The 20,642-nt window shown below is 45.2% G+C and carries 16 protein-coding genes; 12 read left to right on the top strand and 4 right to left on the bottom strand.

Annotated features, from left to right (window positions below; genetic code table 11):
• Positions 1–219: 219 nt before the first annotated feature.
• Both JGK14_RS17050 and JGK14_RS17045 read left to right on the top strand, forming a co-directional pair.
• Positions 220–1,362, top strand: a complete 1,143-nt coding sequence (locus JGK14_RS17050) for an ADP-ribosylglycohydrolase family protein (RefSeq protein WP_325315299.1) — start codon at positions 220–222, stop codon at positions 1,360–1,362.
• A 458-nt stretch (positions 1,363–1,820) separates the two neighbouring features.
• Entirely contained in the window at positions 1,821–4,373 is a 2,553-nt protein-coding gene (locus JGK14_RS17045) for an HD family phosphohydrolase (RefSeq protein ID WP_325315298.1), read from the top strand.
• A gap of 159 nt (positions 4,374–4,532) precedes the next feature.
• Here the strand turns inward: JGK14_RS17045 and JGK14_RS17040 are convergent, their stop codons facing one another.
• Together JGK14_RS17040 and JGK14_RS17035 are read right to left on the bottom strand one after the other, a co-directional pair.
• Entirely contained in the window at positions 4,533–4,883 is a 351-nt protein-coding gene (locus JGK14_RS17040) for a hypothetical protein (protein ID WP_366516956.1), read from the bottom strand.
• A 272-nt stretch (positions 4,884–5,155) separates the two neighbouring features.
• Positions 5,156–5,944, bottom strand: coding sequence for a carbohydrate ABC transporter permease (locus JGK14_RS17035; RefSeq protein WP_442921462.1), 789 nt, complete (start codon positions 5,942–5,944; stop codon positions 5,156–5,158).
• Between the two features lie 144 nt (positions 5,945–6,088).
• On the opposite strand from JGK14_RS17035, the gene rpsF reads away from it, so the two are divergent.
• On the top strand, positions 6,089–6,424 hold the full coding sequence (rpsF, locus tag JGK14_RS17030) for a 30S ribosomal protein S6 (protein ID WP_293146945.1): 336 nt from the start codon (positions 6,089–6,091) through the stop codon (positions 6,422–6,424).
• A gap of 219 nt (positions 6,425–6,643) precedes the next feature.
• Here rpsF and JGK14_RS17025 read toward each other — a convergent pair whose 3' ends face one another.
• Entirely contained in the window at positions 6,644–7,390 is a 747-nt protein-coding gene (locus JGK14_RS17025; RefSeq protein ID WP_293178029.1) for a creatininase family protein, read from the bottom strand.
• A 445-nt stretch (positions 7,391–7,835) separates the two neighbouring features.
• Here JGK14_RS17025 and JGK14_RS17020 point away from each other — a divergent pair, with 445 nt between their 5' ends.
• The 8 genes from JGK14_RS17020 to JGK14_RS16985 all read left to right on the top strand — a co-directional run bounded on the left by JGK14_RS17020 (position 7,836) and on the right by JGK14_RS16985 (position 19,123).
• Positions 7,836–8,000: a hypothetical protein gene (locus tag JGK14_RS17020; protein ID WP_293196678.1), complete on the top strand. Its 165-nt coding sequence runs from the start codon at positions 7,836–7,838 to the stop codon at positions 7,998–8,000.
• Between the two features lie 112 nt (positions 8,001–8,112).
• The gene (locus JGK14_RS17015; protein WP_293178035.1) at positions 8,113–8,853 is read left to right on the top strand and encodes a winged helix-turn-helix domain-containing protein; all 741 of its coding nucleotides are present in this window, start codon (positions 8,113–8,115) and stop codon (positions 8,851–8,853) included.
• Positions 8,854–9,239: 386 nt separating this feature from the next.
• Positions 9,240–11,498: a PhoX family protein gene (locus JGK14_RS17010; RefSeq protein ID WP_325315297.1), complete on the top strand. Its 2,259-nt coding sequence runs from the start codon at positions 9,240–9,242 to the stop codon at positions 11,496–11,498.
• A 440-nt stretch (positions 11,499–11,938) separates the two neighbouring features.
• Positions 11,939–14,872 carry an ATP-binding protein gene (locus JGK14_RS17005; RefSeq protein WP_325315296.1) on the top strand — a complete coding sequence of 978 codons (2,934 nt, stop codon included), beginning with the start codon at positions 11,939–11,941 and terminating at the stop codon, positions 14,870–14,872.
• Between the two features lie 20 nt (positions 14,873–14,892).
• A complete protein-coding gene (locus JGK14_RS17000) occupies positions 14,893–15,285 on the top strand; it encodes a response regulator (protein ID WP_293146959.1) in 393 nt (130 codons plus the stop codon).
• The gene (locus tag JGK14_RS16995) at positions 15,282–16,613 is read left to right on the top strand and encodes an adenylate/guanylate cyclase domain-containing protein (protein WP_293178044.1); all 1,332 of its coding nucleotides are present in this window, start codon (positions 15,282–15,284) and stop codon (positions 16,611–16,613) included. Before JGK14_RS17000 ends, JGK14_RS16995 begins: the two co-directional genes overlap by 4 nt.
• A gap of 440 nt (positions 16,614–17,053) precedes the next feature.
• Positions 17,054–18,499: a hybrid sensor histidine kinase/response regulator gene (locus JGK14_RS16990; protein ID WP_293178047.1), complete on the top strand. Its 1,446-nt coding sequence runs from the start codon at positions 17,054–17,056 to the stop codon at positions 18,497–18,499.
• 228 nt (positions 18,500–18,727) lie between these two features.
• Positions 18,728–19,123 carry a response regulator gene (locus JGK14_RS16985; RefSeq protein ID WP_293178050.1) on the top strand — a complete coding sequence of 132 codons (396 nt, stop codon included), beginning with the start codon at positions 18,728–18,730 and terminating at the stop codon, positions 19,121–19,123.
• A gap of 248 nt (positions 19,124–19,371) precedes the next feature.
• Here the strand turns inward: JGK14_RS16985 and JGK14_RS16980 are convergent, their stop codons facing one another.
• A complete protein-coding gene (locus JGK14_RS16980) occupies positions 19,372–20,127 on the bottom strand; it encodes a 4'-phosphopantetheinyl transferase family protein (protein ID WP_293211305.1) in 756 nt (251 codons plus the stop codon).
• Here JGK14_RS16980 and JGK14_RS16975 point away from each other — a divergent pair.
• Positions 20,126–20,359 (top strand): hypothetical protein, encoded by a 234-nt coding sequence (locus JGK14_RS16975; protein ID WP_293211308.1) that lies wholly within the window; start codon positions 20,126–20,128, stop codon positions 20,357–20,359. The genes JGK14_RS16980 and JGK14_RS16975 overlap by 2 nt on opposite strands.
• Positions 20,360–20,642: the final 283 nt, after the last annotated feature.

The following is a 20,642-nucleotide window of genomic DNA, read 5'->3' as shown; positions in this document are numbered from 1 at the left end:
CCAATAACCAATAACCAATAACCAATAACCAATAACCAATAACCAATAACCAATAACCAATAACCAATAACCAATAACCAATAACCAATAACTAATAACTAATAACTAATAACTAATAACCACTGACCACTGACCACTGACCAATGACCACTGACCACTGACAACTGACCAATGACCACTGACAACTGACCAATTAGTAGCAACTTGAGTTAAATTCAAATGCGGCATTCCCTGTTGAGCAAGTTTCAAGGAACCATCCTGGGGGCAGTTTTAGGAGACTCTATAGGCCTGCAATACCAGAGGCAACTAGCGGGTATCCTCCCCCAAACCGAAGACTTGCAGCCGATTTTACAACTGACGAAACACCAACAATTTACCCTGAATGGCGCAATATTAGCCTTGAATTCTCCCAACACCAAAATACTCAGGGGCAAATATTCCGAATGCGGGAAACTTGCAGTAGCGTGCGCTCAAAGTTTAATTCGGTGTAACGGTTTAGATTTAAAAGATTGGCGCGATACTTGGGAAGTATTGGCAAAGTCGGAAATCTACCATTCTCCAAACACAGAGTTTCAAAGCCTGCTTAACCCTTGTGAAGCTGCGGTTGCTGCGCTGCCATGCGTGATGTTTTTTCACGAAAATAAGGCCAAGCTGCGAGAAAAAATCATGCTGGCGACAGATGTTTTGCCCAACGAAAATAAGGCACAGTTGCAGACAGCAGTGTTAGCTATAGGATATGCGATCGCCCGATCGCTCAAACAAAGACTTGACCCCGCGACAGCGATCGAACAAACCATTGCCTACCTAAACATAGATACTGCCTTAACCGAGTTGCTGCGGCAAGTGCAAATACTACTAGAGCAGGGAGCCGATTTAGAAACAGCCACCACTCACCTGTGCAAAAGCGCCACAGCTTTGCGAGGAAAACCAGAAGAGGGCGAGAAACAATCAGAAACTCACTCAAATGTCAATCCAGGAAATTTTATTCCCATTGCCCTAGCTTTCTACTGCTTCTTGAGCACCCCAGAAGACTTACGCTTGTCAGTAGTGCGGGCCGCCCGTAGCGGGATAGCCGGACAACTCACCTGCGCTTTGACGGGAGCTTTGTCAGGAGCCTACAATGGCGCTGCTGCGATTCCTGTAGAATGGCGACAAGTATTGTCGGCGGTTGAATCGCAGCCGCTAGTCGAGGGCCGAGAACCCTCCCTGTGGGGAACGGGCAGCGATGCAAAAATTTTGGAGTTAGCAAGTAACCTGTTTGCAGTTTGGGCTGGAGTTTACAACCCTTCGGCGGGGCCCGATTCCGCAGCCCTAGCCCGCGCAGTGGCTGCACCTTATGTCATTAGACCTCGAAAAATATAAAGTTTGGAGCTTTGAACAGGAGGGGAAAGCCGAAATTAGAAATTAAGAATTAGCAGTTAACAATTAGCAATTAGCAAGTGACAAGTGACAGCCAAAGGAGAGCGACAATTAAAAATTAACAAGTAACAACTTAAATCGGAGGTGCTTGCTTCCTCAAACCAGATTTCTAGGAAAATATAGGATTGGGAAACTAGGAATCGACCGAGAAAGCGGGTTTTTAGCCACACCGCACGAGAGCTGTTTGAGATAGACAAGGGCAGGAAATAAGCAGCAGAAGCTTGAGGACACTGCTGGCGTTGTTGGCGACACTTAGGAAATCGAACGGCTGTCGAGAGTCCGGTAAGTTAGCCTGCTAGTTTTGAATATTCAGGTACGGTAGTTCGGATAAACTCAATCAAGATGCACAGTCAGAATTTCTGACAAAGCTGCTGAGTAACAGTGATATATCTTCGACACAAATGAATACGCTCTCCTCATTAATGCGACAGATTGAGCAGCTAGGGGCTACGCGCTCGCTGCGCCAACACATTGCTCAAGTGCAAAATGGTGACAGTAAAACAGATGCCGATCGCCCTGGCGGGCCTCTCCTGAGCCGTTTTTTGCCCCAGAAATGGCCTGGGGCCGAGACTTTCATTAGATTGACAAGTAAAACCTCAAAATCTAGCCTCAAAAATCAGGCTCGTTCCCCGGTGTTGGCCCTGGTAGCAGTAGTTTCGCTCAGCAGCACTCTTGGCCACCGCTTCTACAACCAGCCGAAATTGGATGTGGGGACGAAAGCTCCTCAGACGATTAAGGCTCCTGCTAGTGTTAGCATCCCCGATCACAAAACTACTGAAGAACACCGTTCATCAGCACGAATCGGGGCTGTACCGATATTAATGCTCGATCGCGCGGTCGATCGACAAATCGAGCGAGAATTGCAACAATTTTGGCAACAGGGGAGCCAACTCCGGCGGGCGGTAGGCCCGTTTCCATTTGCGCCGCCCTCGGCGCTCTCAAATGCGGCTCAGGTTTACTTGAGGGGGTGTCCGGAGTGGGAGTGGCGATCGATTTTGGCGCAAGCAGGGGACAACAGTGCAAATTTTGAGCGGTTGAATTTGAATTCCCCGGCAATTGCTGCACCGACGGATAACAAGTCTCAGCAGGATGCGATCGCTCAACTGCAAGCTTACAGCCGATCGGTCGGAGCAGCAGATTTTCAAAGCCTGACAGATAGTATTTCCGAGGCTCGCGGGCGCTATGCCAATGCTGTGGAGGCGCTTGAAAAACCGTCGGTTTCCGCGCTCCGAAAGATTTATGATACTTCCCTGTTTGATTTGTCGGATGCAGCTTGGGAGAAAACCCAAACGGGTATGAGTCGGGTGGCAAAAATGATGCTGGCTCAAGGTATCCCGCAGGGGTTACCAAAAGAGATTTTGAAAGAAGCTGTGAAGCTGCAAGTCGCAGACGAAGTGCCGTTAGAGTCCCAAGCTTTGGCGGTTGAGGCTTTAAGTGCGATTTTGCAGCCAAATCTGGTGAGAGATCCCGAGGAAACCAAACAGCTAGCGGAATTGGCGGCGCAAAAGGTGAAACCGGTGACGATCGCCGTAGAGAAGGGCGATATTATTGTTGCAGAAGGAAAACTTATCGCGCAGCAAGATTTTGTATTGCTGGACTATTTTGGTTTGAGCCGGCGGGGTGTAAATTGGTTGGGGCTGGCGGGTTTTGTTTGTTTAGTCGCGGGGGCTATTGCGATCGTGTTGCTGGTAGAAAGGCACTACCGCTTGCGCCGGAGAGATCATTTGCTGTTGCTGCTGCTGACTTTGAGCGCGCCGGTGCTGGTGAGTTTGGGCCTGCCTTGGACGACTTTACCCGCGATCGGGATTTTAGCAGGCGGCTTCTACGGTTCGGCGGTGGGAGTGACTGTGGTGGGGCTGCTGTCGGCGCTGCTACCCATTGGCTTGGATGTAGAGTTGATTCATTTGGTGGCTAGCGCGGCGGGGGGATTGCTGGGCGCTTTTATGGCCGGAAGATTGCGATCGCGCGAGGAATTGGCTCTTCTGGGCGTGGCTGTCGGCTTGACTCAGGGCAGCGTCTATCTGGTGGGGACTTTGATTGCTAGCGCTGCTGCCGGTGCGATTTGGTACGTCGTACTCGGTACAGTGGGTTGCCAAAGTTTGGCTGGTTTGGCTTGGAGCGTGGTGGCGATCGGCATCAGCCCTTATTTAGAACACGTTTTCGACTTGATTACCCCGATCCGGCTAGCGGAACTTGCCAATCCCAACCGCCCGCTGTTAAAGAGGTTGGCTGCCGAAGCTCCGGGGACTTTTCAGCACACGCTATTTGTGGCTAGTTTGGCGGAGGCTGCGGCGAGGGAACTCGGCTGCAATGTTGAGTTAGTTAGAGCTGGTACGCTATACCACGATATTGGAAAAATGCACGACCCAAGCGGATTTTGCGAAAATCAAATGAGCGGCGGCAACAAACACGATGAAATTAATAACCCTTGGGCGAGCGCCGAAATTATTAAAAAGCACGTTAGCGAAGGGTTGGTAATGGCGCGGAAGCATCGATTGCCGAAGTCGATTCAGGCGTTTATTCCTGAACATCAAGGCACAATGTTAATTGCTTATTTCTACCATCAAGCGCAGCAAATTGCTGCCAAAGAACCTGAAAATTTAAATATTACTTTGGCTGCTGCGGACAATTCAAAGTTAGCGATCGAAACCCGGGAAGTGAGGGAGCAGGATTTTCGCTACGACGGGCCGATTCCGCAGTCGCGGGAAACTGGAATTTTGATGTTGGCGGATTCTTGTGAGGCTGCTTTGCGATCGCTCAAGGATGCCACTCATGAGGAAGCTTTGAATATGGTTAATCGGATTTTGCGGGCGCGCTGGCAGGATAATCAGTTGCTGGATTCTGGTTTGACTCGGGAGAATATGTCTTTAATTGCGGAGATTTTTGTGCGGGTTTGGGAACAGTTCAATCACAAGCGGATTGCTTATCCTAGTGCAGTTTTTACTCCGAGGTAGAGACTTGCAAGTTATATTTTTGGAGAGATTTACTATAGTAAAAATACCGTTATTAGGTTCGTAGTGAGGACTTCAGTCCTCTGATTTTATGCGGACTGAAGTCCTCACTACGAACCTATTTAAGGTTAAATCATCCCCAAATCTAAAATCTAAAATGGTTTAATATGTAGCGCGAAGAGCACCGTGAACTTGAGGATTGCCGCTGACAATTACTACAGTTTGCTTGATTCCGTCAATCAGCCAATGTCCGTCTGTTGTTTGAATCAAAGAGTGAAAATAGTTTCCTGCTGTATCCAGCCGATTCTCTCCAGCTTGGCGACTGGGGTCAATTCGATAAATTTGGTATGCAGACTGACATTTGGCTGTATTGTGGTGAATAGTTACTTCATGATTCGTGCTGACGTGCAGCGTTAGCAAACCTGCAAGTCCCTCTACCCGCTGTTTTATATATTCTTCTGCGGTTATTCGTCTGGGAGTTTCACCCCGAAAGTCAGAATAGTCGATATCTATTTCGTCCGCTAGGTGCGATCCTCTTCGAGGGCTTCGCTAACGCAATTTGTCCCAGTCTTTGGCATCGATCGCATTTGCAAAGCCTACGATCGCATCTATAACAGCAGCGCGCTCAACAATCAAGCGGATTTCAGGTAGTTCGTACATAACAAATAAATTTTGTGAGTTGTATGAAGAAGGAAGAAGGAAGAAGGAAGAAGGAAGAAGGAAGAATTTTAGACTAACAATGCCCAATGCCCAATGCCCAATGCCCAATGCCCAATTCCGTAATTCTATCCCTTGACTCCGGCGGCAGTTTCTGTCGGCACAATGTATTTTTGCAACAGCAAAAACAGTCCTAAAACAGGAATAATAGAAATAATGGAACCCGCCGCCACCAAACGCCAATCTAAAGAAAATGTCCCGGCTAAATTTGCTACGCCTAAAGGTAACGTATAATATTCCGGTCTGTCTAAAACTAGCAGCGGCCACAAAAAGTCGCTCCAAGAACCGATAAATACAAAAATTCCTAAAGTAACTAAAGCCGGCTTAATTGCCGGAATCATCACGTGCCACCAAATGCCTAATTCGGTGCAGCCGTCGATGCGGGCGGCTTCTTCTAATTCCTTGGGAACTGCTAGGAATGCTTGCCGCAATAAAAATATGCCGAAGGCTGAGGCTAGTCCGGGAAATATTACGCCTAAATAGCTATTTTTTAATCCGAGTTGTACTGTCAAAATGTACAGCGGAATCATGACTATTTGGAAGGGTATCATGATTGTGGAAATAATTGTAATTAAAATGGCTTCGCGGCCGCGAAAGTTAAGTCTGGCTAAGGGGTAAGCCGCAAGCGCGCAAAACAAAACATTGATGCTGACTGTGAGGCCTGCAATCAGGGTGCTGTTGAACAGGTAGCGCCCGAAGGGGTTGGTTTGCCACACTTTGATGAAGTTTTCGAGGGTTGGCTGTTGCGGCCACAGTTGCGGGGGATATTGAAAGATGTTTTCGCTGGGGGCTTTGAGGGATGTACTGAGCAGCCACAGCAAGGGGAAGAGCATTAAAAGTGCGATCGCGCTCATCATCCCATAGATCCACAGCGTACTCCACGACGATCGACTGCGGTTTGGGGAATTTGATTTTTTAGTTTTGAGATTGTTCATAGTTGGTATATGATGATAAGTCCTTGCTTCATGAGAAGCCTTGTTGTCCATAAGGGAATTATTGCCATGAAACCGTTTATTTACGAAACAATGTACATTCTGCGCCCTGACTTGGGTGAAGAAATGACTGACCAGGCGATCGCGAAATATCAAACAATTTTGCGCGATCAAGGTGCTGAAAATATCGAAACTCAGCACCGCGGCAAGCGTCGCTTGGCTTACGAAATCGGCAAGCACCGCGACGGGGTATACGTTCAAATGAACTATACAGCTCCGGGCGCTGCAATTTTTCCTATGGAACGCGCGATGCGTCTGAGCGAAGAGGTGATTCGCTATTTGACGATCAAGCAAGATGTCCCAGATGCACCTGAAGCTGAAGCTGAAGAGGAAGCTGCTGCCTAGCATTCGTGTCTAAGGTATGTTGTTGGGCTTCAGCCCTCTTTAGACATATATATAAAGAGGGCTAAAGCCCAACAACGTACCTTTGGGCTAAAGCCCAACAACGTACCTTTGGGCTAAAGCCCAACAACGTAACTTCTATAAAACCGCCCTGCTTTTTAAGCGAGATTTAGGGATATCTGGCTTCGGATCGAAACCAGATTTATCAAGTTCACGCAATTGTTAATCTGAGTTTAAAAACTCCAAATAATTGTTAGTCAATTCTTTGACTGCTAAATCGTGAAATTGTTGGCCATGTTCGGGAGTTGCTAAGGCAGGATTTGAACCCATTCTCCCGTCGGGAAATCGGCGGCGGAAGTCAGCAGCACTATAAATTTTGTGCCCAGATCCAACTTCTTCCGAAAGCGGTGCTTGCTTGATTGCTTCTGGATAAAGGTACTGGGTTACAGCAACTTCGCTGGGGGTGGCGTGGGAACCTTCTTGGTTTCCGTACAATTCTTTGGCGAGTTTGTAGACTGAACCGCACATGAACCAGTTGCCGATTTGACACTGGATTCGATCGGCATTTGCTAGATTCAAATCAGACAAATGCGCGTATGTCTCGGAAAATGCTGCTTTCATCGTGGCAATATTGCCACCGTGACCGTTAATAAAGAAATATTTCTCAAATCCAGCTTTTGCTAAAGATGTGATATAATCTCTGATTACAAGAATTAGGGTCTGCGGTCGGAGGCTGATGCTACCGGGAAAGCTGGTGTGGTGCAAAGCCATACCGACATTAATTGTCGGGCCGACTAAGGCATTGGCAGCTTCTCCGACACTCTGGGCGATCGCACCAGCAGTAATCGCGTCAGTTCCGATTAAACCGGTGGGCCCGTGTTGTTCGGTGGAGCCGATCGGGATAATTATGCCTCGGGAGCTCTCAAGATAAGCTTCAACCTCGGGCCAGGTACTCAAATGCAGCAACATTATAGGCAATCTACAGAATTTTTACTTCGTATTGTCGATCGTAGCGGGCCTGGGTCAGTTGTAGGGCGATCTGCTTTTAGTGCGAGCGTCCCCGCTCGCGTCCAACCCACCAAGCTCGCGTCCAACCCACCAAGCTCGCGTCCAACCCACCAAGCTCGCGTCCAACCCACAAAACACTATTCCTCAAAAACCCGTCAGATTGCCAGATTAATCGTTAATTTAGCCCAATATTTTTCCAGTTACCAAGTTTTCGAGCGTAAATCCGATCGAGATTGTATCTTCAACCAAAGCTGTAGGGTTCGGTTAAACTTTAAGAACAACATTACTCATCTTTAATAAATTAACCATTTATTTACTAAAACTTTACCTTTTGATAACCTTTTGCCTGTACGATAAAGCCATCTCCCTATAGATTGGGTGTAACCTGGTCAATTAAAAGCGGGCAATGTTTTACCAAGTAATACCGACCCCGAACAATGACCAGGCTTCTAACGCCTGGACGGAGGCAGACAGCGCAGCTATCGCAACTGCTCAACGGCTATATTTCTTGCACGAGCAAGTAGAAATAGTCGAGCGTATGTCTGTCGGATGGACTGGCGAAAGATTATAAGTGATTGAATAGTCGATCGTTCATAAAAAGCGATCGCAGCGCTAGAGTGCCTCAGCTACTGAAGAAGGCACCTCCCGCTAGCCACATACAAACACAACTCCCACTGATATTTATGTCTTCTGCTGAATTAAGCGAAAGTCCTTCAAGGCTGGCTGTTGGACAAGCCGGCCGCATTTTGTTACTCGAAGGTGAAGACCTGTTGCGGGAAATGCTAGCTTTAGCTCTGAAAGAACAGGGCTATGAGGTGGTGGTTACTAGCGACGGGCGCAACGCTCTGCCTTCTGTGCAAGCTTCCTCGTCATACCACGGTGAATTCGGTTTCAACCTATTAATTATGGACTCAATTAATGGTTTAGATCTGTGTCGAATGTTACGACATCAAGGAAATCCCGTTCCTATTTTGATTATCGGTGCTAGAGGAAGTGCAAACAACTGCGCTTTTTATCTAGAAGCCGGATCGGATGATTATCTCACCAAGCCTTTTGGAATGCGGGAGTTTATCGCCCGGTGTCGGGCACTGATGCGGCGCCAGCGCCTCGGTCAGTTGCCACAACCGATGATGCTGCAATATAAGAACATAACTCTGTATCCTGAAGAGTGCCGCGTCTTGGTTCACGGTATTGAAGTAAAATTTTCTCCTAAACAGTTTCGCTTACTAGAACTATTTATGAGTAATCCCCGGCGAGTTTGGTCTCGCGATCAGTTGCTGGAAAAAATTTGGGGTCAAGATTTTATCGGAGACAGCAAAACAGTAGATGTTCACATCCGCTGGCTGCGCGAAAAGTTGGAAATCGATCCGGGTCAACCGGAATATATCATTACAGTACGGGGGTTCGGCTATCGATTTGGTTGATTGTTTTAATCTGTTGTATGGTTACAAGTTCGAGTTAAATATGACGTAGGTAGGGATACAACAATGTTGTGTCCTTATTTGTATGTATGGGGCAATTATTGATGAGGTACGTTGTTGGGCTTGGGCCCTCTTGAGACGTATAGATAAACGGGGCTAAAGCCCAACTACATACCTTTATTAAATTGGAATATATTCTTAAGTCCAGCAAATTGTGTTACAAAAAGCTAGAGATTAGTGTTCGAGTGCATAGGTACGTTGTTGGGCTTGGGCCCTCTTGAGACGTATAGATAAACGGGGCTAAAGCCCAACAACATACCTTTCAAAAAAATGACCGTCAATTGAGTTTATAGTCTGCGGATAATTAGTCCTTAACCATTTTTTTACCTATGACTATCAAGCGTCGAGAATTCCTACTTTTCTTGGGTGCAACGGGCGGTAGTGTTGCACTCAATTCTTGCCAACAAAAATTTGCCATGCCCTTCTCACAGCCAGTTAACTCTGCCAAGAGTGTGGATAATATGGCACGAGGCATAAACTTCCAACCAGTCAAAGGGCCGATGCCTTTACTAACCAGTAGCACCTTAACAGAAACTGGACAATTCATCCCCATTAGCAGTGCGTCCACCCAGCAGCAAATGCAAGCTTACAGCGCTTACGAAGTAGCCGACGACCTCCTGCTTCCAGAAGGCTTTACCTACGATATCGTAGCTGCTTGGGGAGACAAAGTGGGCGATTCTCACTTCGGCTACAACAATGACTATCTCTCCTTTGTAGAAACTGGCAAAAATCAGGGATTGCTAACTGTTAATTTCGAGTACATCAGTGCCAAGCCCTGGATACAAACTTATCAAAAAGTTATTGGGAAATCTCTGCCTTTTGCTAAGTTAGAAGCGGCAGCTACCTCCGCCGGAAAAGTGGGAGTCAATGCCTTTTCTGCGTCGGAAAAAGACCAGACAAAAAAAATGGTTGCGGAAGTGTCAAAAGCAGCTTTAATTGAGGTGGGAATCGGGGTAATTTCTATCAAAATAAATGATGATGGCAAATGGGTAAGAACGCATTCTCCAGCCGATCGCCGAATTACGGGTATTTCCGGCCTAGAAGACGGGCGCTACCTCAAATCCACCGGCCCGGCGGTAGCCGTGTTCAACAAAAAAGGTAAAGGCTACTCGGACAAGTTGGGCGCAAAAATCATCGGCACTTTTAATAACTGTGCGGGCGGGACTACGCCTTGGGGAACGGTTTTTAGTGCGGAAGAAAACATCCAGAATTTCGTACCGGAACCTGTATTTGCAGACGGTACATCCTTCGATCCAAGCAAGAAAAACTTCTACATCGATGCGGAAGAAATTGGCGGTTTGGGCAATGTCTTCGGCTTGGCGGGTAATAAATACGGCTGGATGGTAGAAGTAGATCCGGCTAACCCCAAGGACTACGGCACCAAACACACTTGGCTGGGACGCTGCCGCCACGAAGCTGTAGGCATTCGCGTAGTAGCCGGAAAACCATTAGCATTTTACTCGGGGTGCGATCGGCGCAGCGGACATATTTACAAATTCGTCAGCAAAAACGCAGTTAAAAACCCCAAAGATAAAGCTAATTCCCAGCTATTGACAGACGGAATGCTTTATGCTGCCAAGTTTAACGCTGACGGCACCGGTAGGTGGATTCCATTAAAAACTGACACGCCTGTCAATCCAGATTTGCCTAGCCTTCATGGAGGCGGAATGATTAATTTGCCGCTGCGTCCCGCAGGCGGTTTTGTCAAAGTCGAAAAAGATGCAGAAGCAGTTGCTTTTAAACAAAAATTCAAGACTTTAAATGACCTCTACGAAGGCACAGCTAAGGAAAAACAAGGTGCAATTTTAATTGATGCTCATTATGCCGCAAGTGCGGCAGGAGCTACTTGCACTGCTCGTCCCGAAGACACTGAAATTGCTCCTGATGGTTCTCTATACATTACCTTTACTTCCGGTTCTGCCAGCGATAGCGACGGCGGGCCGGATTTGCGAATTTTTCAAGGGAAGGACGGCAAATCTTACGAATACGGCTGGATTATGCGCTTAGTTGAAGAGGGTAACGAGCCATCTGCAATGACTTTTCAGTGGAAAATGTTTGCGACGGGTGGCGAACCGGCTTCGGGCGGATTGGGTTTTTCTAATCCAGATAATTTACTGATTGACAAGGGTGGCAATGTTTGGATGGTAAATGATATGTCTTCTGACAAACTGAATGCACCTGTTGCTGCGGGCCGAGTTGATAAAGATGGGAAACCGATTAGCCAATCTAATTTGCGCGGTTTGTATGGTAACAATGCAATTTGGTTTTTGCCGGCTTCTGGCCCCAATGCTGGGGAGGCTTTTTTGTTTGGAATTGGGCCGATGGAGTGCGAAACTACTGGGCCGTTTTTTACTGAGGATGAAAAGACTTTGTTTTTGTCAATTCAGCATCCAGGAGAAATTAACGGAATGCGGCAGGATATGGCGGCAGACGATCGCAATTTTGCCATGAAGACTATTGATGGTAAGGAATTTTTGCAGACTCGAAAAGTGCCCGTAGGATCGAATTGGCCTCTTAAAACAGTTAATAATCCACCTAAACCTGCGGTGGTGGCAATTCGGCGGGTGAATTCGCAGCCGTTGACTTAGTTTCAATTTGAGCGCAAAGGGCGATCGTCCTTTGCGCTCAAATCCGTCAATCGAAAACCTAAGTATGTCGGGTGCTTGTGTCTGCACCTTACTGCTATTGGGCATCTTGCAGGCGATCGCTTATGGCTTATGGCTTATGGCTTCTGCTATGAATTTGTACGATCGATAAATTACCACCACAGCCCAAAGCTTGCACTCCCGGCACTTTGACTTAAAAAGTGCAACAAATGATCCAGCGCTCGCAATATTACCTCTATTTATTGTAGAATCGAAAGCAGGCGTTTGTATTTATTCATTCATGCACTAAAAAATGTTGTAGAGTCGAGCGGTGCACGCTTCTGTTCAAAAGTTGCACCTCAAAAATCAGCAGACTCTGGCAAGACGGAATAACCAGAATAAAACTTACGAAAAGAAACCGGGTTTTTACAACAAATCTTGGTTTGACAGCGACGAATCTGGTTGCTAAATCGGTTTCTCAACTCCTGTGCATCCCAAAGAGAGCGAAATACGGCATGGCGATTTGGGCGGGCGGTCAATTTTTTCCAGGTGGATGTCGCCCGCCTGCGAGTATTTCTGAACTCAAAACAATCCCGATCCTAATTAGATCCAGCACTAACGTTGTGAACAAAACCCCATCTACTGCCACCGAAGCCGCAAAAACTGCTCGCTCCCGAACCCTGCGAACAGTTCTGATAGTTCCCTTCGTCTTGCAACTGTTCGCGGCGGTGGGACTGGTAGGATATCTCTCATTTAAAAACGGACAGAAGGCAGTCAACGAAATTGCCGATCGACTAATGACAGAAGTAGGCAGCCGCGTCCAACAGAATCTCGGTGCTTACCTGACTGTACCCCATCAGGTCAACCAGATCAATGCTGTTGCGATCGAACTCGGCACCTTCAACCTGGAAGATGTACCTGTTTTACAGCGTCATTTTTGGCGGCAGCTTCAGATATTTGACACCCTCACTTTTACCGGTTTAGGATTAGAACAAAGAGACAACTTGGGGGCAGAAAGGCTCGACAATGGCTCGCTGACTTGGAGAGTATCGACAGCAGCAAGTAACTATGATTTCCGCACCTATGCCACCAATGAATCCGGCGAAATCGGCGCAGTATTAAACAACAAAATTAATTTTGACCCGCGCACTCGCCCCTGGTACAAAGCTGCGGTAGCTGCTGGTAAACCCACCTGGAGTCAGATTTATCCCAATACGGCTGGCATTACTGCCTATCTCGGCGCATCTATGCCTTTCTACGACAAACAAGGCAAATTGCAAGGGGTATTGCTAACTAATATTAATTTGTCCACCATTGGTAAGTTTTTGCAAAGCTTAAAAATCGGCGAAACTGGACAGGTTTTTATTGTCGAGCGATCCGGAATGTTAGTCGCAACTTCGACAGGAGAAAGACCGTTTCATACCATCAACAAAGAATACGGAGCCGAACGAGTTAAAGCAATTGACAGTAAAAATACTTTCACTCAAACCACGGCTAAATATTTACGAGCTAATTTTAACGAGTTTCAATCTCTGAAAACGGCGCAGTCACTAGAATTTGATGTTGAGGGGAAAAAACAATTTTTACAAGTTCTGCCTTGGCAAGATGACAAAGGATTGGATTGGTTAATTGTGGTGGTGGTTCCCGAAGCGGATTTTATGGCACAAATTAATGCCAACAATACTGCGACTATTTTGTTGTGCGCTGCTGCTTTTGTCATCGCGATAATTGTTGGCGTTGTTACGGCTAGATGGGTGACAAAACCAATTTTATCTTTGAACGAGGCTGCCAAAAATATTGCTAAAGGTGAATGGGGCAAAAGTGTAACGCTCAACCGATCCGATGAAGTCGGGGAACTTGCCAATTCATTTAATAGTATGGCGGCGCAACTTCAAGTATCTTTCACAGAAATGCAAGCTTTGAATGCCGAATTGTCTGAGAGTGAAAGTCGATTAAACCAAATTTTGGAAGCAGTGCCGGTGGGTATATTTGTCGCCGAGTCTAGTGGCAAACCTTACTATGTTAATTCTCGCGCTCAGGATTTATTAGGTACAGGCATCATCGCTAATACTGAGTCAGAACTTCGAGAGATTTATCAAGCTTATCTGGCAGGTACCAACGAACTTTATCCAGCAGACAAAGAACCCCTTGCTAATGCTTTTAAGGGAGCCAGCGTTAACGTTGATGATATGGAAATTCGCCAGTCTGACAGGATTATTCCGATCGAGGTTTGGGGAACGCCCATTTATGATGATAAAGGAAAGGTGAGTTATGCGATCGCAGCTTTTGCCGATATCACCCAGCGCAAACAAGCCGAGAAATTGGTAGCGGAATACAACCGCACTCTCGAAGTCCAAGTCACCGAAAGAACCCAAGAGCTCAAAACAGCCTTAGACAACCTGCAAACCACTCAAGAAGAGCTGATTCAATCGGAAAAAATGGCAGCTTTAGGTCAATTAGTCGCCGGAGTTGCCCACGAATTGAATACTCCTCTGGGCGCAATTCGATCGAGTGCCGGAAGTATGACTACTTTTTTAGAGCAAACCATCACCAATTTGCCCTCACTGTTTCAGTCGCTTTCCCCCGCAGAATCTGAAAGTTTTAACACACTACTGTATCGCTCGCTACAAAAAGATCTGACTTTAACAGCTAAAGAAGAAAGGAAGTTAAAGCGGACTTTGATTCGTCAACTCGAAGACGAAAATATTGACGAAGGGAATGCGATCGCCGACACTTTGGTAGATATGGGGATTTACGAGGCTGACGACTTTCTGTCTCTGCTGCAAAAGGTCGATCGCGATCGCATCTTAGAAATGGCTTACAAACTCTCCGAAATCCAGCGAGGAACCCAAACAATCAATACCGCAGCCGATCGCGCTTCTAAAGTCGTATTCGCCTTGAAAACCTATGGCCGTTACGACTCATCAGAAACGATGGCTGCATCTAATATAACCGAAGGCATAGAAACCGTACTCACCCTGTATCAAAATAACCTCAAACACAACGTCGAAGTCATCCGCAATTTCCAAACAATACCGCCCGTAATGTGCTATGCAGACCAACTCAATCAAGTATGGACAAATCTGATTCACAACGCCCTGCAAGCGATGGACAATCAAGGCACATTAACTCTGGATATCCTTCAGGAAGGCAACAATATCAAAGTCGGTGTTACAGATAGCGGCGCCGGAATTCCATCCGAAGTAATGCCCAAAATATTCGCTCCATTCTTCACCACAAAACCCCCCGGAGAAGGCAGCGGTCTGGGTCTCGATATAGTCAGAAAAATTATTGACAAACATCGCGGTAAAATAGAAGTTGAATCTGTTCCAGGCCAAACTACTTTTACAGTTGTTCTACCTGTCAATCTCTCCTAAAACTTAGTTAATTAGCAAAAATGTCTAAACCAATTATCCTGTGTGTTGATGACGAAAAAGTAGTTTTAAAAAGTCTGAAAACGCAACTAAAATCTGCCTTTGGGAATGCTTATCTTTACGAGATAGCAGAAAGTCCCGCCGATGCTCTAGAGTTAATTGATGAATTCACTGACGACGAAATCTCAGTTATCTTGATTGTATCGGATTGGTTAATGCCAGGAATGAAAGGAGATGAATTTCTGATTCGAGTTCATCAAAAATTTCCAAAAACAGTAAAAATTATGCTGACCGGTCAAGCCGATGAAGAGGCAGTCAAGAGGGCTTTTGACGAAGCCAACCTCCATCGGTGTTTGCAGAAACCTTGGTCGGAATCAGAGTTGATCGAAACCATTAAAACAGCCTTATCATTATGACCAAACAAGTCATTATTTGCGTTGACGATGAAAAAACAATTCTGAAAAGTCTTAAAACAGAATTAAAAGAAGCTTTAGGCAATACTTATGAGATTGAAATTGCCGAAGGAGGTAAAGATGCCCTAGAGTTAATTGCTGAATTGCTCGAAGACGGCTATGAAATCCCTTTGATTATCTCGGACTACGTGATGCCTGACATGAAAGGCGATGAATTGTTGCGGCTAGTTCACGAAATTTCCCCCAAAACTCTCAAGGTGATGCTGACCGGTCAGGCGACTATTGAAGCGGTAGGAAATGCCATCAAACAGGCAAAACTCTACCGCTACATCGGCAAACCTTGGCAAACTGAAGACTTAAGATTGACTGTGACAGAAGCCGTCCACAGCTACAGTCAGGATAAAAAACTAGCAGAACAAAATGCCGAACTTCGGAAAATCAATCAGGAGTTAGAAGTTGCTCTGTCACAGCAATTAAAATTAACAGAAGCTGCTAAACGCTTTGTGCCGAATGAATTTGTCTCGCTGCTAAGCCACGATAGCTTGAGCGACGTTCGACTCGGCGACAGCGTGGAAAAGGAAATGTCAATATTGTTTTCCGATATTCGGGATTTTACGGCTCTTTCTGAGAGCCTGACACCTCAAGAAAATTTCAATTTTATTAATTCCTATTTGAGTCGAATGGAGCCAAACATTATTAAAAATCACGGCTTTATTGATAAATATATTGGCGATGCAATTATGGCTTTATTCGGTCAGAGTGCCAGCGATGCCGTGAATGCTGCAATTTCTATGTTGCACAGTCTCGCTGAATACAATCAACATCGCATGAGTTGCAGTTACGCACCTATTAAAATTGGGATTGGCATCAATACGGGTTCATTGATGTTAGGAACAGTTGGGTCAACTAACAGGATGGACAGTACGGTGATTGGCGACGCTGTGAATTTAGCCTCGCGGCTGGAAACTATGACGAAAAGTTACGGGGTGTCGATGTTGATCGCTCAAAATACTTTTTTGCAGTTGACCGATCCCAAAAGTTACTCAATCCGAAATATCGGCTGTGTTCGAGTAAAAGGTAAATCGGATTTGATGACAATTTACGAAGTTTTTGATGCCGATCCACCTGAATTGAAAGAGCGTAAGTTAGCAACTTTACCCGTATTTGTCGAAGCACTGTATAATTACGCTGCTGCTAAACATCAAGAAGCGGCAGAACTGTTTGCGGATTGTGTACGCAAGAATCCCCTAGATAGGGTGGCGCAAAATTATCTGCAACGCTGTCACGAAATGCACGCAATATTGCCCCAAAGTAATTCTGACTTTATTTAATATAATAAATTGAATACATTCCGGTCATTACCAACTATAAATGAACCGGAAATAGGAAAGAAAGCTTTGGGTTTGAGTCCATAATCTTATCTCAAGAACCCGGTTTTTTTACTCTCAGAGCGAGAAACCAGGTTCCTTTCAAAAATCCTGGGTTGAGCAACAAAAAATACAGTCATACAGCGGGTTGATGAGCGTCTAGTGCCTAGCAGCGTCCTCTCTTCAGAGAACAGTCTCATACGATTTTCCATTTTCCGATTTGAGATTTGAGATTCGTAATGACTGGCATGAGGGTTGGGATCCTGCATAGAGTCGCATTCTTTTTTTGAACTGGTATCAGTTGAGTGAAAGTCGCGACTATCTTGGCAAATCAGTTGAACTGCGGTAAAATAGTGATTTTAATTGACAGCTCTAAAAAATAACACAAGAGAGTTTAAGCGATCGTGAGCAGCCAGCAAATAGTCCCACCAACGGCGAATATTCTTGTAGTTGACGACACTCCAGCTAATTTGCGCCTTCTCGCTGGGATTTTGACAGAACAAGGGTACAATGTTAGACCCGCACGGGATGGAAACCAAGCTATATCAATTGCCCAAACCATTGCTTTGGATTTGATTTTGCTGGATATTAATATGCCGGTGATCGACGGCTATCAAGTATGCGAAAAGCTCAAAGCGGACGATCGCACTCGCGGCATACCCGTGATCTTCATCAGTGCCTTGAGCGATGTACTGGATAAAATCAAAGCTTTTGGCGTCGGCGGAGTAGACTACATTACCAAACCTTTTCAAGTAGAAGAAGTTTTGGCTCGTGTCGCAACTCACTTGAGTTTACAAAATCTGCAAAACAATTTGCAATCTAAAAATGATGAGCTAGCGGAAACTAATGAGAGATTGAATGCTACTTTGCTAGAATTAAAGTCTACTCAAAACGAACTAATTAATTCAGAAAAAATGGCTGCGTTGGGACAATTAATCGCAGGAATTGCTCACGAAATCAATACTCCATTGGGAGCAATTCGCTCTTCGGCGGGGAACATTTTTAAGTTTTTAGAGCAATCTCTACAGCAGTTGCCTGCACTATTTCAGTCTTTATCTATAGAAGAAGCGGAAATTTTTTTAGCATTAATCAATAGGTCGCTCCAAGAAAAACCCAGTTTCTCTGCCAAAGAAGACCGCAAAGTGAAAAGGCTTTTTATCAGTCAATTTAACTCCGAACAAGTTGCAAAACCAGAGGATTTGGCTGATACGATTGTGGACATGAGAATTTATGACAAAATAGAGCCTTTTTTGCCACTGTTAAAAAGATCTGATAGTTTGTATATCTTAGATAGTGCTTATAAAATATCCGGTATGCAAAGAGGTATGCAAACCATAGCAATAGCAGCAGATAGAGCGGCAAAAATAATATTTGCTCTCAAAGAATACACAGGAGGTCAACCGTCGAGCGATAAGAGTTTAGCCAAGATAGGTGATGGTATCGAAACGGTGTTGACTCTCTATCACAATCAAATCAAAAATCGAGTGAATATAGTGCTGAACCTTCCAGAACTACCCCCTGTACTTTGCTATCCTGACGAACTCAATCAGGTGTGGACAAATATCGTCCACAATGCTTTACAAGCTATGGACTATCAAGGTACTTTAACTATTGACGCGATTGAGGCAGGTGAGCAGATAAAGATTACTATTGCCGATACAGGCAAAGGTATACCGTTGGATATTCAAGAGAAAATATTTGAGCCTTTTTTTACAACAAAATCCTTAGGGGAAGGTAGTGGTTTAGGGTTGCATATTGTTAAACAAATAATTGACAAACATCAAGGTAAAATAGAAGTAAAATCACTTCCCAGACAAACCACGTTTACAGTTTATTTACCGAGGAATTAGTAGCACAAAACTGAAGTCATACCATTTGAGATTTGAGATTTGAGATTTGAGATTGGGAATGACTGATGACTATCAGGGTTTGAATCGCGGGCTTACATTTGCATTCTTTCTTGAAACTGGTATTACGGATCGACGGGTAGCTGTTTCTGCTTTCTTTTTCTCCCAATTCCCAATTCCCAATTTCCAATCTCCAATTCCCAAGTCACAATTTTTAGTGTAAAGAGTAAAATGCCTAAACCAGTAATTTTATGTGTTGATGATGAAATCGCTGTATTGGAGAGTCTCAAAGTGCAACTCAAGTCAGCTTTTGGTACTGAATATTCTTATGAACTGGCCGAAAATGCGATGGATGCTCTAGAAATGCTAGAGGAGCTTACTGAAGAGGAGTCTCAAGTTCTGGTGATTGTATCAGATTGGTTAATGCCCGGGATGAAGGGGGACGATCTGCTGATTTGCATCCACCAAAAATTCCCAAAAATCGTGAAAGTTATGCTAACAGGTCAAGCTGATGAAGCTGCTATTGCCAGGGTAAAAAAGGAAGCAAACCTTCATTCGTGCTTGTATAAGCCTTGGTTGGAATCGGAGTTAATTGAGATCATTAAATCTGGGCTGAAAAAAACTTGAACCCACAAGTAATTATAGGAGGTGATGGTGAGCAAACTACGATCGCAAGTCTGAATTAATATTCCGGGGAAGTATTACTACTTTGCGATCGCACGTCACATCCAAGTCTGGGTCAAACATTTAGGTATTGCACTAAATAACTGTTCGATCCTTCGGACTTCAGTCCTCTCTTTGAAGGTGAAGAAGGACTAAAGTCCTCACTGCGAACCTTTTTAGAAGGACTCGCATTGTTCACTACGAATCATAGCTCAAAACTTCGCTGTCCATTGCCAACAATGAAGTTTCGAGCAATCTCCTGCAACCGCAACAGCCCCGACGATATCTGAACAGGGAATTAATTCAATTAAAGACCATTTCGATGATTCTTCGGGGTTTTGTTCAACATTTAATAGTGCTGCGGGTTCTCCTGGTGTGAGGGTCACATCAAACTCATTCAGGGGAATAGATAATCCTTTTCCGACTGCTTTGATGTAGGCTTCTTTCCGAGTCCAGCAGGCAAAAAAAGCGTGGTTTTGGAGATTTTTGGATAGAGAACGCAGCACGGTGTTTTCTAATGGTGAAAAAAACTTTTCAGCAATCTCTAGACAGGGAAAGTTGGGATTTATTCGTTCAATATCGACGCCAATATCTCGATTTTTGGTAATGGCAATTAGCCCAAGTTCGTGAGAGTGAGACAAATTGAAACGCAGGGTATCTCCACTTTGGGCGACGATGAGAGAGGGTTTGCCGTAGGGGTTGTATTCAAAGCTTAGATGGCTGGGATTTATGTGCAGGTAGCGACTCAGAATTTCTCTCAGCGCACCGCGAGTCACAATAAATTGCGATCGATCTTTTGGAAAGTGAAAACGCTCTGCTTTTGTCTGTTCGTCGGTAGAGAGAGTCTCTGCTAAAGTCCGCACGCAAGATGCCGCTTGAGCCAGAGAGACGCGCCAAACATGAATTTCGTTGATGTCTAATGTCAGGTTTTCTGGTGGGGAATTCCACGAAGGAACAACAGCAGTCATGTATTTGCCCTTTTTTTGGGCTTGGTGGGTCAAAATATCGTCTCTGGCGATGAGACTATCGATCGAACTATGGGGGCTTTGGGCGGTGGAAGTTGTTTGCTTGGCGGATGTGTTTCCCGACGTGAAATCGCCAATTACAAAGGATTATACCATGAGATGTGCTAATTTTTTGCTTGAGTCTGGCGATCGCACTTGCACGCATCGCACGAGTCTCGATATTATTTTGTATTAGGTAGATTTCACGCCCAGAGCGATCGCACTTTTTTGTTGTCAGCGACCTGAAGAAGGAAAATTTAAGCCAATTGGCTTAAACAATTAAGACAAATTGCTAATGTATGTGTTCCCAAAGATGAATATCTTTATTTCAGCTCTCAGGTCAAAAATCCGGAATATTTAGTGTTTGTTTTGCACTAAAAATCCAGATATCCGCTCCCAAGTTCCCTTTTACATAATTACGTTTTTCCGGTTTTTATAGCAAAAATTGTAGCTTTAGGGGGGGGCAAGGATATATTTAT

The sequence above is a fragment of the Microcoleus sp. PH2017_28_MFU_U_A genome (assembly GCF_020738035.1).
Taxonomy (GTDB): domain Bacteria; phylum Cyanobacteriota; class Cyanobacteriia; order Cyanobacteriales; family Microcoleaceae; genus Microcoleus.
This window is presented reverse-complemented; position numbering and strand designations above follow the sequence as displayed.